Origin of the sequence: Bacillus sp. 105MF (assembly GCF_000374885.1) — a bacterium.
In the GTDB taxonomy this organism is placed as follows: Bacteria; Bacillota; Bacilli; order Bacillales; family Bacillaceae_G; genus Bacillus_A; species Bacillus_A pseudomycoides.
Genome location: NZ_KB895584.1, coordinates 45,574 through 61,440, shown reverse-complemented (window position 1 = coordinate 61,440; position 15,867 = coordinate 45,574). Strand labels below are relative to the sequence as shown.

Annotated in this window: 14 protein-coding genes and 1 pseudogene; 7 read left to right on the top strand and 8 right to left on the bottom strand. The window is 33.4% G+C overall.

Going from position 1 to position 15,867, the window contains the following annotated elements; genetic code table 11:
* Window positions 1–280: 280 nt before the first annotated feature.
* The 5 genes from C564_RS0122875 to C564_RS0122855 all read right to left on the bottom strand — a co-directional run bounded on the left by C564_RS0122875 (window position 281) and on the right by C564_RS0122855 (window position 5,781).
* Window positions 281–1,189 carry a hypothetical protein gene (locus C564_RS0122875; RefSeq protein ID WP_018766979.1) on the bottom strand — a complete coding sequence of 303 codons (909 nt, stop codon included), beginning with the start codon at window positions 1,187–1,189 and terminating at the stop codon, window positions 281–283.
* A gap of 82 nt (window positions 1,190–1,271) precedes the next feature.
* Window positions 1,272–2,594, bottom strand: a complete 1,323-nt coding sequence (locus C564_RS0122870; protein ID WP_018766978.1) for an ABC transporter substrate-binding protein — start codon at window positions 2,592–2,594, stop codon at window positions 1,272–1,274.
* 23 nt (window positions 2,595–2,617) lie between these two features.
* Window positions 2,618–3,883: an efflux RND transporter periplasmic adaptor subunit gene (locus C564_RS0122865; RefSeq protein WP_018766977.1), complete on the bottom strand. Its 1,266-nt coding sequence runs from the start codon at window positions 3,881–3,883 to the stop codon at window positions 2,618–2,620.
* Between the two features lie 52 nt (window positions 3,884–3,935).
* A complete protein-coding gene (locus C564_RS0122860) occupies window positions 3,936–4,799 on the bottom strand; it encodes a carbohydrate ABC transporter permease (RefSeq protein WP_003202798.1) in 864 nt (287 codons plus the stop codon).
* Between the two features lie 13 nt (window positions 4,800–4,812).
* The gene (locus C564_RS0122855; RefSeq protein ID WP_018766976.1) at window positions 4,813–5,781 is read right to left on the bottom strand and encodes a carbohydrate ABC transporter permease; all 969 of its coding nucleotides are present in this window, start codon (window positions 5,779–5,781) and stop codon (window positions 4,813–4,815) included.
* Between the two features lie 917 nt (window positions 5,782–6,698).
* Between C564_RS0122855 and C564_RS0122850 the strand changes: the two genes are divergently transcribed.
* Complete coding sequence (locus C564_RS0122850; protein ID WP_003202802.1) at window positions 6,699–7,934, top strand: glycoside hydrolase family 5 protein; 1,236 nt, start codon at window positions 6,699–6,701, stop codon at window positions 7,932–7,934.
* Between the two features lie 269 nt (window positions 7,935–8,203).
* Entirely contained in the window at window positions 8,204–8,446 is a 243-nt protein-coding gene (locus C564_RS0122845) for a DUF3937 family protein (protein WP_018766975.1), read from the top strand.
* A 103-nt stretch (window positions 8,447–8,549) separates the two neighbouring features.
* Here the strand turns inward: C564_RS0122845 and C564_RS0122840 are convergent, their stop codons facing one another.
* Together C564_RS0122840 and mtnN are read right to left on the bottom strand one after the other, a co-directional pair.
* A complete protein-coding gene (locus C564_RS0122840) occupies window positions 8,550–8,747 on the bottom strand; it encodes a hypothetical protein (RefSeq protein WP_018766974.1) in 198 nt (65 codons plus the stop codon).
* A gap of 413 nt (window positions 8,748–9,160) precedes the next feature.
* Complete coding sequence (gene mtnN / locus C564_RS0122835) at window positions 9,161–9,853, bottom strand: 5'-methylthioadenosine/S-adenosylhomocysteine nucleosidase (protein WP_018766973.1); 693 nt, start codon at window positions 9,851–9,853, stop codon at window positions 9,161–9,163.
* 117 nt (window positions 9,854–9,970) lie between these two features.
* Here mtnN and C564_RS0122830 point away from each other — a divergent pair, with 117 nt between their 5' ends.
* Window positions 9,971–10,408 carry a GNAT family N-acetyltransferase gene (locus C564_RS0122830; protein WP_018766972.1) on the top strand — a complete coding sequence of 146 codons (438 nt, stop codon included), beginning with the start codon at window positions 9,971–9,973 and terminating at the stop codon, window positions 10,406–10,408.
* Between the two features lie 405 nt (window positions 10,409–10,813).
* Here C564_RS0122830 and C564_RS0122825 read toward each other — a convergent pair whose 3' ends face one another.
* Window positions 10,814–11,614, bottom strand: coding sequence for a hypothetical protein (locus tag C564_RS0122825; protein WP_018766971.1), 801 nt, complete (start codon window positions 11,612–11,614; stop codon window positions 10,814–10,816).
* 216 nt (window positions 11,615–11,830) lie between these two features.
* Between C564_RS0122825 and C564_RS0122820 the strand changes: the two genes are divergently transcribed.
* From C564_RS0122820 to C564_RS0122805, 4 genes and pseudogenes are all read left to right on the top strand, one after another.
* Entirely contained in the window at window positions 11,831–12,307 is a 477-nt protein-coding gene (locus C564_RS0122820; RefSeq protein WP_018766970.1) for a hypothetical protein, read from the top strand.
* A 384-nt stretch (window positions 12,308–12,691) separates the two neighbouring features.
* Window positions 12,692–12,799, top strand: a pseudogene (locus tag C564_RS38480) (sensor histidine kinase); the annotation flags it as partial.
* A 76-nt stretch (window positions 12,800–12,875) separates the two neighbouring features.
* Window positions 12,876–13,373: a DM13 domain-containing protein gene (locus C564_RS0122810; protein ID WP_003202815.1), complete on the top strand. Its 498-nt coding sequence runs from the start codon at window positions 12,876–12,878 to the stop codon at window positions 13,371–13,373.
* Window positions 13,374–13,624: 251 nt separating this feature from the next.
* Window positions 13,625–15,853 (top strand): N-acetylmuramoyl-L-alanine amidase family protein, encoded by a 2,229-nt coding sequence (locus C564_RS0122805; protein ID WP_018766968.1) that lies wholly within the window; start codon window positions 13,625–13,627, stop codon window positions 15,851–15,853.
* The last annotated feature ends 14 nt before the right edge of the window (window positions 15,854–15,867 follow it).

Sequence of the window (15,867 nt, the reverse complement as noted above, 5' to 3'; positions counted from 1 at the left end):
CGTATTCATGGTGAACCTCAAACGCTTTTGCTCATCTATCAGAACAAACAATAATACTTTAGAAACTCTATTGGATAGATTTAGGAGACCAGTCTGTATTTCAAGCCATAAGACAAGTATAGGAAACCAAAAAGGTTCTTTGGGCTCAAAAAGTAGAATAAGAGAAACCGCCGTCCAATTTTGTGCAGTTTCTCTTATTTATCGTGGGCTTTTATGAAACAATGGCCCCTGACATGGTTTATTGGGTATGTCGTCTTATTTAGTAGCTGAATAGTTACATTTATTTTTTGTTAGCTGCATCCTGAGAGATCATGTCCATAGAAAATGTTATGAAACGAAAAACTTGTACTGAATTCACTTCTTCCCCCGACTTCTCAATAGGTTGATCTAGAGCCAAATATATGTCCTTTTCTTCAAAGGTAGGTTTAATAAGGAAAGTTTCTTTTAGGATATTAACTTGATAAAAATCCTTCTTCAGTGGATCTTTTGCACTTGGATCTGGTTTGATTACTTTTCTATCTTTTTTAATGTCTAGTCCTTTTTGCCCTATAGCTTGGTTCCATACTGTAAACTCCGGTTCCGCAACCTCATCTAGATACGCTAGGATTTCTTCATCACTAATTTCTTGTTTTTTTGCTACTTTATTTTGAAGTTTTTTTGCTACAGTTGTTTTTACATTTTTTCTAAACTCGGGAACTTTCTCTTTCAGTTTTTCATAGTGATCATCTATTTCATTTGCTTCTTTTTTGAACTCTTCAAGAGTATAAAAGCCCTTATTTCCTACAAATATTCCTTTAAATAAAACCTCTTTATTATCTGGTTTCACATAAAACTCCCAACCGCCTAATACCTTTCCTTCAAAATGCACTTTATAATATTCTTTCTCCTTATTATCCGTTGAATTTAGATTGGGTTTTGTAACTTCTGCTGTTAATGAAACCGTGTACTCTTGTTTGTCTTTTTGATAATAACTTTTTATTTCTGGGACCGAATTAAACAATACGTTAACAATTTCTTGATCTTCTTTTGAGAGTGTATCTTCTATAGAGAGTTTTGTTTCCTCAACAGGTGATTCCTTTTTCTCTGTACTCGTATTTTGAGCAACAGATTTCACCGAATTCTCATCACCTTTGTTACTACATGCAACCATACCAGTTAGTAACATGCCGCTACATAACATCAGAATCATTTTATTCCTCTTCAATTCTAATCCCCACTTTGCTAGTTATTTTCACTTTAATTGCTACTACCTGTCGTGAATTATATATAGTTTATTCGTTTATATATGTCGTCACTCGATTTTGGATTAGTGCTGCTACATCCTTAGCTGATTTTTGACCACTAAAGTATGACTTGGACTCCTCAGCAATAATGGATTCAATTTTAGTACCTTGTGGGCTCTGAACGCTTATTTCAGCAACCATTTTCTCTAATTCTTGTATATCACTCTCAGTAACGTTAATCATAGAGCCACTTATATGCTCAATTTTCCCTTTTTCCTTCAATGTTTTGATTTGTTGTTCATATAAAGCTTTATTAATTGGAAATGCATTCCCTTTACTTTGGACCTCATCAGACATTAAAAACTTAAGAAACTCCCATGCTTCCTTTTTAACCGGTGATTTCGCATTTATGCCTACTGTTGTGTACGGTGTAAAAGCAACTCCCTTTTTTTGTCCAGCTATATGTGGTTTTTGATATATCTTTGTCCCTGTTATACCAAATGTAGCTCCCGTACTGAAATAGTCTTCTACCGACATGATCATTGGTAGAAGGTTAAAATATGCTTCGCCTAAATTAACAGAATCTGCAGTGGCTATTTTCTCGTCATACATCTTCTTTACGTCTTCCAACATCTGTACAAATAAATCAGACTCGAACTTTGCTTTTCCACTAGTTTTATCTACTAGCTCATTGTAATGATCTTGCACCAGAAATTGCAGCATTTGTTCCGGAGGAGTATTCCCAATAACCTTTTTATCTGTTCCTTTGCTTGATAACTCTTTTCCGATGCTTGTGAACTCACTCCAAGTCCACTCTTTGTCATTCACTTTTACTCCAGATTGTTGTATCGCTGCATCGTCCCCAAGCAGGCCACTTAACCAAAAATATAATGGAATACCATAAAGTTTTTCACCTGTTTTCGAATTATCTAAAACTTTATTAAAATATTGATTTTTATCAAAAGATTTATCCTGTTCCATCATTTTACTTAAGTCTGTAAGCAAGCCTTTCTTCCCATACTTGTCCGCAGGTAAACCGTCTAGTACAATTACATCGGATCCTTTACCTGATAAAAATTCTGTATTCACCTTACTAATCGTTTTCTCTATAGAGGTATCGTCTGTCTTTGATCCCTCTTTATCTGATCCGTTTTCTGGAAAAGCCCCTTTTATCTGGATGTCAATTTTAGGATTCTTTTGTTCATATAGTTTCTCTGCCTGTTTTAGGGATTTAGTATCACCTAAAGTCGACACTTCGACTATCGTTTTTCCATCTTTTGTTTTTCGTTCCTCTTTGCTATCACTATTTCCGCAACCTGCCACGAGGCTGATTGATAGACTTGCTACTAGCATCATACAAACCTTTTTCATTTTAAATTCTCTCCTTATTTTTGTTATTTTATCTTTACTCGTTCTCCTTTTTTCAAAGGTTCACTGGTTTGTAAAACAATTTGATCTTTCTCATATACTCCTTCTAACACGACTGTTTCTTGTCCATTGGATTCACCAACAGTAATAGGAGACTCTTCTATATAAAAGGCATTACCTAAAGGTCCTTTTTTTTCTTCTATTGTATAGACAAATGTTCTCTGTCCTTCCTTCTTAATCACCTTATTTGGTATAAGCACGCCTTTAGTCAATTGTTTAGTCAGTGTAGCTTCTACCTGCTCCCCTTTTTTCAGTTCTTCTCCTTGTACTTTTACAAGAATACGTTTCTGTGGTTGTGGAGTTGCTGATGTTTGTTCAAATTGCTGTTCATCTTTTGGTTCACCTTTTTGTTCATCTTGCTGTTTACCTTGTTCTTCCGGTCTCTGATTTTCATTACTTTCTATATTTTTAATCTCTATAAGTTCACCTTCTAAGGATTTAGCATTTCCTTTCAAATTTATCTTTTCTCCAACCTTCAAGTGCGTGGCTAAATCAGCAGGTACTTGTACTTCAACCTTAAAGCCTTTACTCTCATCAGAGAGAATTACATCACCTTCATCTCTCGTAGAAAGCTGATCCTTCTTTGCATTTATTTTTGTAACAACTCCATCGAAAGGAGCGATCAGCTTCTTGCTCATTTCTAATTCTTCTTTTAAACTTTTAATTTTTCTTTCTTGCGTACTAATCTCAATTTTTTTGCTCTCCACAGCTGTTTTGAGACTTTGTAAACTTGTCTCACTTATCCCACCATTTGGTTGACTATTTGATTTGTTTTCTTGTTGATTATTTGGTTGATCATTTGATTTGTTTTCTTGTTGATTTTTTTTTGCTTCATTATAATTTGCTTGAGCGTCATTCAGTGCTAACTTTTGAATTTGAAGAGTTGCTTCTTCATCAAGAATCACTTGTTCACTCTTTTTACTATCGTATGTCACTAATAATTGATTTTTTTTGACACGGTCTCCTGCTTTTACATGCACCTCCTTCACTTTCACCTCTATGCTACTATTACTTAACTTTGCTTCTTCTTGTGGCTGTAATTCGCCATTACCTGTAAACGTTTGTTTAAGCTCACTATTTTTTGGCTTCTCTGTAATAACCTTTGGCAAGTTCCAATTCGCTAGCGTATTGCTAAAGAGTGTAAGGATAATTAAAAGCCCTATAAATAAACTGGAAATAATTTTAATATTTCGTTTTTTTCTTGTAACGACTTGTTCCGTTCTATTCTCCATTGTGTTCCCTCCTAAAATCTTTCCGAAGGAATGTTTACATTGTAATTCTTCATTATTCCTTCACACCTGATAACTGAATTCCCTTAATAAAATAGGACTGCGCATATAAAAATAAAAGTATCATTGGGGTCATATACAGAATAGAAGCAGAAAACCCAACCCCACGTGCCTCTTTGTTAATTTTTGATAAATAGAGCGATAATGGATGTTTGGATTCATCATTCAGAAAAATAAGCGGCTGTTCGATCATATTCCAATAATCTGCAAATAATAAAACAATAAGAGCGGCAATTCCAGGACGAATAAGAGGAAGAATAATCTTAAAAAAGATTGTAATATGGCCAGCTCCATCCATCTTAGCCGCCTCTATATACGCATCCGGGATATGCAACATGAACTGCCGGAGCATAAATACACCAAATGCACCAAAGATTCCTGGAAGAATAATAGACGCTATACTGTTCAAGATTCCAAGTTTATCCGCCATGATATAATTTGGTACGAGCGTAACTTGGAATGGCATGAGCATCGTCAAAAGATAAACGATAAACAACTTGTCTCTTCCTCGAAATTGAATCTTAGCAAAGACATAGGCTGCAAACGATGCAACGATTACTTGACCTACTATTATTGGTACAACCATGAATACTGAATTCCAAAACATTTTTAAGAATGTCGGATTTTTCACTAATACTGTTCCATACTGTTCAAATGACACTAAATCTGGGATTAGTTTTAAATTAATGAACGGTGTATCCTTTTTCACTTCTCCAATCGAATCATAATTGGATCCAATCTCTTGCTCAGTCATGAATGAATTCGTCAAGGTAAATACGATTGGAAATAGCATCATGACCGCTAATATCGTCAAAAATAGCGTTAACATCCATTTACGAAATACATTTTCTTTTTTCATCTGCTTTTCCCACCTAATTCATAAACTTTCGAAAACGACGTTCTATTGCAAACAATACGAATACAAGGATAGAAATAACCGCCACCATCAACGTGGCAGCCGCTGTCAACTTTTGAATATCAAGCGACACGAACATATTGTTCATATAATGCTGCATCATATACAAACTGTCATGCGGATAACTTCCTGCAATCAAGTATGTTTCCCGAAAGACTTTAAACGAATTGATAATCGACATTAATATGACAAAGAACATTGTTGGTGTTAAATAAATCAGTGTAATATTTATAAATGTATGCATACGACCTGCACCTTCAATTTCTGCAGTTTCGTAATACTCTTTGGGGATATTTTGTAGAGCTGCTAAAAATAAAATAATGTTGTATCCGATATTTTTCCATAGATATACGATTGTCAAAACAATAATTGCCCAATTTGATTTCATCCAATCAATTCGTTCAAATCCCATATTGTGCATCCATACGTTAAACGTACCGTTCCAATCGAATAAAATTTGCCAGAGCATGACAATGGAAGCCACAGGAACGACAAGTGGTAATACAAACGCGCTTCGTAACCAATTTTGAATATATACATTTTGATTCAAACAAAGTGCCAGTAATAAGGAGATAATGATGATGAGCGGTACACTCACTGCGGTAAACCAAAACGTATTCGTTGCTGCTTTGAGAAAAGAAGCACTACCTAGCAGTTCTTTATAATTGGCTAAACCGACAAAAGAACCATCAGTAGTGCCGTCCATTAACGAATAAATCATTCCCATTACAAATGGAATCAGATAAAAAATTGAAAAACCAATTGCACTTGGCAGAAGGAACAATAATGCTATACTTGTATCCTTTTGCATAAAATCCCGAAATTTTGTTGGGGATTTTTTTTTATCTTGAAGTTTATTCAAGGATCGATGGTCGCGATCCAAAAAAACATTCCGAATATATGATCGACTTTTGTTTATTTTCATTCGTGGATCCCTCTTTTTTATGAGTCTATTTTTATAAATCCATCTTACAATTATGTAGTTTAGTGGACACAGATGCAGATGAAATGCAGATAAAATAAAGAAATGAGGGATTTTAGTTCCGATGTTCATAAAACGGAATAAAAAAATGAAGGTTCCCCTTCCTTGCTTAGAATCATAAGGTGAAATCGAAAAGATAATAGATAAGCTTTATCAACTTTAGATAGGCTGGGTGGTTCTGTTGTAAAGGCCATGAATGGTTTCAATGCTTTTTATTGTATAAGGGGTATGGCGAAGGTTTAAAAGTAAGTAGAAAAATGAAAAAAATAGTAAAATACAAGCAGACCAAATTTAGAAAAAGATAGGCTCTCAATTGCCTATGTATGATAGTCAGAAATCCTACATTAAAGAAATAGTTGAAGGAACTGGAATCCCTTAATATTCTTTATATAGAACGATTAATCATCCGAAACTTGAAAAAACACAGATGTGAATACCTCTATGTTTTTTACTTTGCGTTCTACAGCAAGAACATTGTCACTAAGCCGACAGGGAACTAGTTAATTTATGTTCAAATTGTGTTTAAACGAACGATTTTCTTTTTTCGTTTTGGTGACACTTTAAAATATTAGCTTGATGGCTATGTGATGGTACGCCAAATAGTATAGTTAACAATCTTTTATATGTTGTGTAACTCAAAATAAAATGTTTATAAACTTAAGACTACTAAGGTATTTAGAGTTCGAGGCAGTTACACAAAATATAAGATATGGGTAAGTAAAGGAAAGAATTTTATGTTTTTTCAAATTCCTAAAAGAGTTCTATAGATCAATAAAATATGTTTTTTTGAAATTGTCACTTTTCTGTAACATAAGTAATTTATTTTATATAGGTAACTAACATGGAAAGAGGGAGAAGTTATGAAAAAAATCATACCGATAGTTGCATTAATGGGCATACTAAGTTTAGGGATGCAAGAAATGAATGTGAAAGCTGAGACATACAAATGTGCAGATTCCAAAATGGATTTTTGGAATTCTAAAAGAACAGGTACTAATTTTATGAATAGCACTTCATTACCTGAGAATTACAAGAGTGCAAAGGAGGCTCATATTGAATATGTTCGTTTAGCACCTGATAAATGGGCAAAAGATAAAGCTTTCTTCTCTGGTGACAAACCAGATACACCAGGAAAAGATTTTCTTATCGGTAATGCAGATAACTATCAAGGATTAGTGAAAGAGGACGTAGCAAAATTAAAAACAGATTTAGATGCTGCACAATCACAAGGAATTAAAGTTGTACTTACAATGCTTTCATTACCTGGTGACCGTTGGCGCCAATTTAATAATAATCAGAATGATGATAGAATCTGGGAGGAAGAGAAATATCAAGAACAAGCAAGCCAATTTTGGAAGGACCTTGCTCTTGAATTAAAGGATCATCCTGCTGTGGTTGGTTACAATATTATAAATGAGCCACACCCAGAAACATCTAAGAAAAATAGATATAATGATTTTTGGACGGAAGATTATGAGAAATGGTATTCAAAAGTGAAGGGGACCCCAGCAGATTTAAATAAATTTTATCAAAAAGTTGTTACTTCAATTCGTGAAGTAGATAAAGAAACACCCATTATTTTAGATTCAGGCCTATATGCCACACCTTGGGCTTTTAAATATCTTAAACCAGTTAAAGATAAGAAGACATTGTATGCATTTCATATGTATGAGCCATATCAATTAACAAGCCAGCGTGAAAATCAAAATAAAGAGTATCAATATCCTGGAATTGTAAAAGTAGGAGATGTAGAAAAACCTATGATGTGGGATAAAGATGGATTAAATAAATTCTTACAGCCTGTTCAAAATTGGTCTAAGAAGAATCATGTACCATCTAATCGAATCATTGCTGAGGAATTTGGAATTAACCGTACTGTTCCTGGAGCACCTCAATACATGCAGGACTTAATTTCTATATTCAATCAGAAAGGGTGGCACAAATCATTCTATGCATTCCGTGAAGATACTTGGACAGGAATGAATTATGAATTAGGAACAGGAAAAACAAAATGGGACGAAGAGGGTAAACCAATACGTCAAGATAACCCTCTCTGGGATGTAATTAAAAATGATTTACAAGCTCATAAGAAGTAAATTATTACTAAGTAATATAGTGTGTTAGGAACTTGACGGATATATTTATCCGTGTTTGAGCATCTGATCTATTAGGATTAGATGCTCTTTCTTTATCCCTTGATATATAAAGGGTACACCTTATGTTGTACCTTTACGGACAAAAAATAACCAAAAAGAAATAAGGGGATATTTAAAAATTCCTTTTACTCCCGATGTATTGACAGAAAATTTAATTATGATTACGATAATTAAATATAAAGATATAAAGTTATTAGTGAGGGATAAATATGTTTACAAATAAAAAAGGGATTCGAATTGGTTTAGGTTTATTTATCTTTTTATCTATAATTCAATTTACTATTGGCTATATAGAGGGATATTATAAATCTTCTACAGGTAATGAGTTATTAATTTCAGGAACATGGAAAACTGTGTTATTAGATGCTCCTGAAGGTATACTTGTTATTTTAGGAGCAATTGCTTTATATCAATGCACGAAGAAGTTACCAGAAAAAACGGCATCTATGTAGATTCCGTTTTTTTCTGGTTTGCTACCGGTAAGTGGGGTTATGTTAACACATATATAGGATATACAGTTTGTTTGTCTAAAAAAAGGAAAGCAGATGGCTTTCCTCAGAAATAGTATGTTGAACCAAACGGAATTGTTGAGAAATCAGTTGGATGTATGACATGATGTACAACATGATGATGTATAACATGTGTAAAGAAGGGATTCTGTGCCATCGTTTGGTGAATTGCCTGTTCTGTCACTTCTCCAGAATGTAATGTGATAGCGATTTGTCGTGCGTTATTAAAGTATGGGCTTATCATACTAATTCGTCTCACTCCTTTATAACAGTTGGCTTGCCTTTTTACATGTTATGTCTATGTACTGAACAAAGAGCTTATTTTATTGAGATTTGGTTACCGAAAAGCCGAGCCTAATTTGTGTACTGCCAGTATTTCGGAAAAAACCATGCTAAGGGTTTGGAATATTGAAAGTAACAGGAGCATTATAATATTTCGTTTACTACCGATAACTTGACTTATGTAAAAAACTAGTATGGATCTAGTTTTTTTTGTTTATGGATGTTTTAACCTCTTTATTTAAAGTGTTTCGAATATATACGTTTGTTAGTGATTTTGCTAAAAATAGCTAAATTCGGATAAGGCTAATGAAATCAATGTTTTGAAAGTAAACTAATAATAAAAAGTTTACTTTCATTTAGTGATCTTATTGAGTCCTATCTCAATAGAAACTCAATTAATAATTTACATGAATTTTTACATGCTAAGAGCTTAAATCTTTTTTGGTCTTCAATAGTTTTATTATCTGCTTGGTCGGATACAGACTTCACGCATAGGAATGGTATTTTATTAACATAAGAAACATATGAAAAAGATGCTATTTCTTGGTCAACAGCAATAGCATTATGGGTATTGCTTAAGGATAGTCTCAAAGCATCTTCTCTAATACGTTGGTCTCCCGATATAACCATCCCATTGTTGATTTTATGTTCACTGGTATTGATAGCAAAGTTAAGAAAATCACTAAATATAGAATTATTGCCATCAATAATGGATGTTCTGCCAGTATATAGGTCCCACACATCATCGTCTTTTCCAGCATTCGTAACATCATGTTGGAGCATTTGTCTTGCAATGACAATTTCTCCACCCTTGATGCTATCTGACAAACTTCCACAAATTCCTGTCATATATATTTCGTCAGGATGAAACTCTGATATAAGTAATTGTGTACAACTAGAGCAGTTTGTTTTTCCGACACCACTTATAACGGATATAATCTCTAAATTGTTAATATTATGATGATAGAATTCCCATGCGGCAATTTTACGAACTTTTCTACTCGGATATTCTTCGTGTAAATAATTGAGTTCAGGTTGCCAAGCTCCAATTATTCCTATCCTCTTCATTTTTATCCTCTCTTTGTCCAAATTATACCAAAAAGATCTTGTTTTAGGATATAATATAATCAGAATGTTAAGATAAAATGAAATATTGATATGTTAATACAAAAGGTAGGTAATTATATGATTCGTGAAGCTGAACCAAAAGACAGTAATGTAATTGAAAATTTATATAAAAAATTAGCACCGCATAGTAAAAACATTAAGGTTTTACCAGAAAGAATTGAGCAGATAAGGAATGATTCTAATAATTTCTTATTTGTTTATGAGGAAGATTGTAAAGTTAAAGGAAGTATATTTATGACTTTTTGTCTTGATCCAGGATACCAATTTAGACCATATACTGTTCTAGAGTATGTGATTGTAAATGAAGATTTTCGAGGTAATGGGATAGGTGAAAAGTTACTAAAGCATGTAGAGCAAATATCAATTGCAAGAGGATCCACAAGAATTATCTTATTAAGTAGTACAACTAGAATAGAAGCACATAAATTCTTTGCTAAAAATGGTTATAATGGAACTATAAGTAAGGGATTCAAGAAATATATACCAATTAATTAGGTTTGATATATAAGAACCACTCTTAGCTATAGTAGTGGTTTTCTTAATTGTTTTTAAATTAATTAACACATTAAAGAAAGTCATCGTGAACAACTTAAAATAAGCATTTTGTGTCATCGATGCATAAAATTGTCGTTATGGGGATAAATCAAAACTTTAGGTTGATGGCGATGGGACGGGACCCCTTATATAACAAAGCGTCGAGATCAAAGCATTAAGTAGCTTTAGACAAAGAACAAGCCAATTTCCTTAATGTACAGAAAATTGGCTTGTTGATTCGTTACTCGTTAAAAATGCTTGTAAAGCTTCTAGAGGCTATCGTATCAAAAAAAGAAAATTTTACGTTAAACAAAAACATTGGTTACCAAAAAACAATGTTTTTGTTTAACTTCTTAATGAATTCATTCACCTGGGACTTTCTTTTTTATTTTTATGTTGTGTAACGACGGCGAGTTTATGTTTTTTTATCTCAGCAAGCTCATCAGAGGTATAACTAAAAATTCCAGATGCTTTTACTGGATTCGAAGTTATTGTTGCGAGTTTTCGCTTCTCTCCCGGTAGTGCATGAAAAAGTTTATTTAGGTCAAAAGAAGCACTACCTGGTTTTATATTTGGAAATTCCTGTTTAATATATTTTAGAGCTAAAGGACCATTCATTTGACCATTATTGTCACTTTTTAAGTAATATGTTTGCCAATTCGTCAGCGCAATACCAGTATTCCCTGCATCTAATTGTTTTTGTGTAATATAATACGTATCATGTTCATATAGATCTGAGGCATGGGGAGTTAAGTCCACTATTATACCAGCTTGCTTAATCAGAAGTTGTTGACCATGTTTTATCGTTTTATATTCAACTTTCCCATCTTCATAGAAAACTTTAATTTTTTTAGAAAAGTTTTGGTTCTTATAATAATCATACACACTAATACCAAATTCTCCTTTGTTAAAAGTAGGAGCTTTGTAAGCACGGTTTTCATTGTTAGCTGTATAATCATATTTAGCACTTTGTTCTGATAAAAGAATAACAAAAGGCTCTTTTAGAAACGTATCATAGGTATCTCCAAATGTGGTAAGAGTCGTTTCTCTTGTATTAACGTCTGCTTTCGCTTTATGTTTTGTAATTGGGTTGAAACTGAATAAGATTCCCATCGCTATTCCTACAGGGGAGATTTTTTTTATACTTCTTTTTATCTTTTCTTTCATGACTTTGTTCCTTACTTTCTAAATATACTGTTACCAACATGTTTAAATTAATATCGGTAAGTTTATCTTAATTTAAACCCCTTTCAAATTTCTTTCGTAATTGTTACAAAAGTCTTTCTTTGACTTTCACTGTTTTCGTAAGAATTGATGCTATCTTGACCATACTGATAAAAGGTTGACTTTCAACTAGTACATTGGAGTTAAAGGAGGGTTAACATGAAAGATGAATTAAGTATAAATATCTATTTAGATGAAACTGATACTCCGTTTTCAAGATATTATAGCTCAGATGATGTTCACCTAAGCTCTGACCTTGAAGATTTTCTTTTGTCAAAGCTACGCAGTGGCAAAAGAAAAGAAGTTGAAATATTTTTTTTAGGTCAGAATGATTTTGACGAAAAGTTATTGAAGACTGCCACATGTAACACTTTTTCTAACATCTTGAACGAAGAGGAATATACATATGCTAGAAATGTCAATAAGGCTATTGTTTTGTTTGTAGTTGGTATTATTGTTGGGTTGATATACTTGAAGCTTTCAAGCAATCATGCCTATATTGCAGGAGTTTTAAGCATAGTGTGTTGGGTTTTTGTTTGGTCAGGTACAGAGATTTATTTTTTTGAAAATCAGCAAATCAAACAAAACATTAGAAAATGCAAGAACATTCTAAATTCTAATATACACAAAAAATAGAATTCTAGTAAATATTTACATTCGCGAAGCTGATTTGAGGATTCTATCTTGTACGTTTAATTAGATTATTGTTTGGAATTGGAAGTCGTGATGAAGATTAATATCGCCATACGAAGAAAGCGTTCATAAATACCTAAGACCTGGATTTAATCCGAGGTCTTATTTTTATCACAAAAAAACAACAATCTATACGAAAGAGCCTTGACTTTAAAGAAGTTCAACCAATATGAATGAAAAACAAGCGAATTTCAGTCTCTAATTTATGTTAACAATAATGTGTCTACTTCTTCTATGTTTAACCGATGAATTTTAAAAAGGCTTCTAACGGTATGCTATGAAACGATACCAGTTTGATTTTAGTTAAGAAGCAAATATGGAGAGTTAGGAGAAATTGGTGTGAGAGATCGCTCAGATGGCAAACAGGGAAGTGAATTTTGGTTTACTCTTCCCATCACATCAGAAAAAAATAAGACTGCTGAAAGACTTTTGTAATATTTATATTATAGAAATGAAAGACTTTCTTGTTACTATACCATTAAACAGTATACTACAGGAGGACTTTTACTTTATGAAAAGAAAATATGTATTGCTTATAGGAGGTTCCATAATTGTTGGGGGGATTTTATGGTCATTGTTCCGCCCCGAGAAATTATTTATTGATAAGCAAGTGAATGAAGCATTGCCACAAACAGAAATACAATCAAACAAAACAAAACAACAAGAAGAACGAGTAATAAGTACAGGTCAGTTTCAAAACGGTGTTCATGAAACAACTGGAACGGCAACGATCCATCAATTAGGGGATGGAAAACGTGTTTTACGACTTTCAAATTTTTCAACTTCTAATGGGCCAGATGTTCGAGTTGTATTAGTTCCTACGAATCGTTTGAAAAATAATGAAGATGTTAAAAACCATCAGTATATTGAATTAGGAAAGTTAAAGGGAAACAAAGGAGACCAAAACTATGAAATTCCTGAAGGGATAGATGTAAGCACATACGGTTCGGTTTCTATATGGTGTAAGAGATTTAATGAAAACTTTGGTGCGGCTTATTTTGAAAAGTAAGAAAGAACATAAAAATGAGGCCAAGCTGAAAAATACAGAATATCTTATAAAATTCGGAATTTTATAAGATGTTAACGAAAGAGTTTTGTAACATTTTCGCAAGAAAGATGAAAGGTATTTAAACTAAGATGAACTTATAAATATTGATTTTATATTTTAAAATCAACATACAACAGTCTTTATATATTTATTTTTTACAGTGTTACATGTAAGCAATCTAGGCTAAATCTTACTAAGAGAGGACAATAAAAATGAAGAAAAAATTTAATACAATTGGAATTGGAAAGAAAGTCATTCCTACCGCAGCGGCATTAGGTATTCTTTTTTCAGTAGCTCCTATTGCAGAAAACAAGGCTAGCGCAGGGATAGGTACCGTACTCGATGTGACGATTACTTCATTAGGTATAGTGAAAGACATTTATGAAGCGCTTGGAATATCTCCAGAGGATGGTCCAAACCCTAGTGATACTACTCGCTATTCAGAGAATATATCTTACAGAGCTCCTAGTTTTAAATCTGGGGAGTTTAATATTTCTATGCACCATACGAAAAATGACACAAATTTTACTAAAACGATTAAGGTACTTTATCCAAATGGAAAAAGTGAAATTCACAAATTAAAATCTGGACAGCAGCTTCAGATTACAGAAGCTGGTACCATTGTAGATTTAAATCCTGATGCAGGATCTGTTTCAGAACACGATCTTCTTTACATTACACAAGCGCAATTAGACGAGGGAAAGACTGGGATTGCATTGAATCAAGCTAAGACCATATATGTAGAAAAAACATCCGGTCAAAACCCAAGACTTGTTGACGAGTTTTATAAGAAAAAATTTGGACCAAATTCTCTTGACGGCTTTAAAGGTTTAGGAGTGGACCGTTTCTCTTATTTAACAGAAGAAGAAAAGAAGATAGCAACATTGACTTCACATCCAGTAGGCAGAGAAGTTCTTTCTGATTATGTTACGAATAACCCTGAAGCTCGTGCAGATTTTAATAACCGGTCAACTAATATATTGGCGGATTCTACAAAAATCCTAGAGACACCTATTACACTACCATTTAGTATATTAAATGACGGTAAACCTTATCAAATTATCCCCTATAAAAAAGGGACGAATAAAGTATTGGTAAAAACAGGTTCAAAATATCTTTCAGGGAAAGAAGGAAATGCACTTCAATATTCTGATTCGATTGGTGATGATGAAGTGTTTGAACTTGTTCAGACCGGCAATTCTAATGACAATAATTTCCAGTTCTATTTGAAAAACAAGAATGGAGTAAGTTTGGCTGGTAATTCTTATGTTCAACAATTTGGTACTGATTGGAGTTTCAAATCCGAAATTCGTTTCACTGCAAAAACTAACAATGAAATTCATAACTGGTTAAGAGCATGGTACCCTGGGAAAGAAAATGAGAAACAGAATTATGACGGAATAGAGTTCAGAAGTAATGATAAAGGTGATAGTTCTATATGGACTGCATATGATTCTACTGGAAAATTGATTAAAAATAGTTGGGTAAACCAAGGTACGCAAAATCCCGGTTGGTATTATGCAGATGCTTCAGGAGTTCTCTTGAAGGGTTGGCAGAAAATTGAGGGGAATACGTATTATTTTAATCCGGAGTCTAACATGATGGCTTCAGGAATAAATTCACAAATTGAGGGTAAGTACTATCACTTTAATGATTCTGGTGCTTTGCAACGATCAGCATGGAGAGATAATTACTATTCTGATGCTTCTGGAGCGTTGGTTAAAGAAGGTTTGCGGGAAATCGATGGTAAAATTTATTATTTCCAAAATTACCAACCTACTAAAAATAAACTTCGTCTAGAAGATCAAAATGCCATTCTTCATTTTTCTGACAAAGGCGTGCTTGAGAGAGCTTCTAATCTGAATGGAAACGCACTAATTACTCCTACAACTGTTATTTTTAACGAGAAACAAGTAGCCTTTGAGAAAAACGGTGCTATTAGAAAATTAGGAGTGACTAAAAAGAGAGCTTTCCCTCAACCGGATGGAAGCGAGAAGGATGCAATCCACTATTATAGCTTAGAAGAAGGAGCTACTTATTCTGGTTGGAAAACGATTGATGGAAAGAAATATCATTTCAAAGACGGCGCACACTATACTTTCGATGGACATGAAACCATTGACGGAAAAAGATATTATTTTAATCATGACGGAGAAGCTAAGCTAACAGGGTTCGATAAAGTTGATGGTAAGATACACCATTATGACGATAAAGGCGTAATGCAAACGGGCTGGCAAGAAATCGATGGTAAATGGTATTACTTCGATGAATCTGGAGCAGCTAAGATAGGATGGTTCCAAGTTGGTGGTGGGTATCATTTCCCTTATTACGGGTACTTTACGTATTATGCTAAACAGGATGGTTCAATTTATACAGATACCAAGGTTGAAATTAACGGAAAAACCTATAAATTTGATAGCCATGGACACAAAGGTTATTAATCATCCAAAAAAAT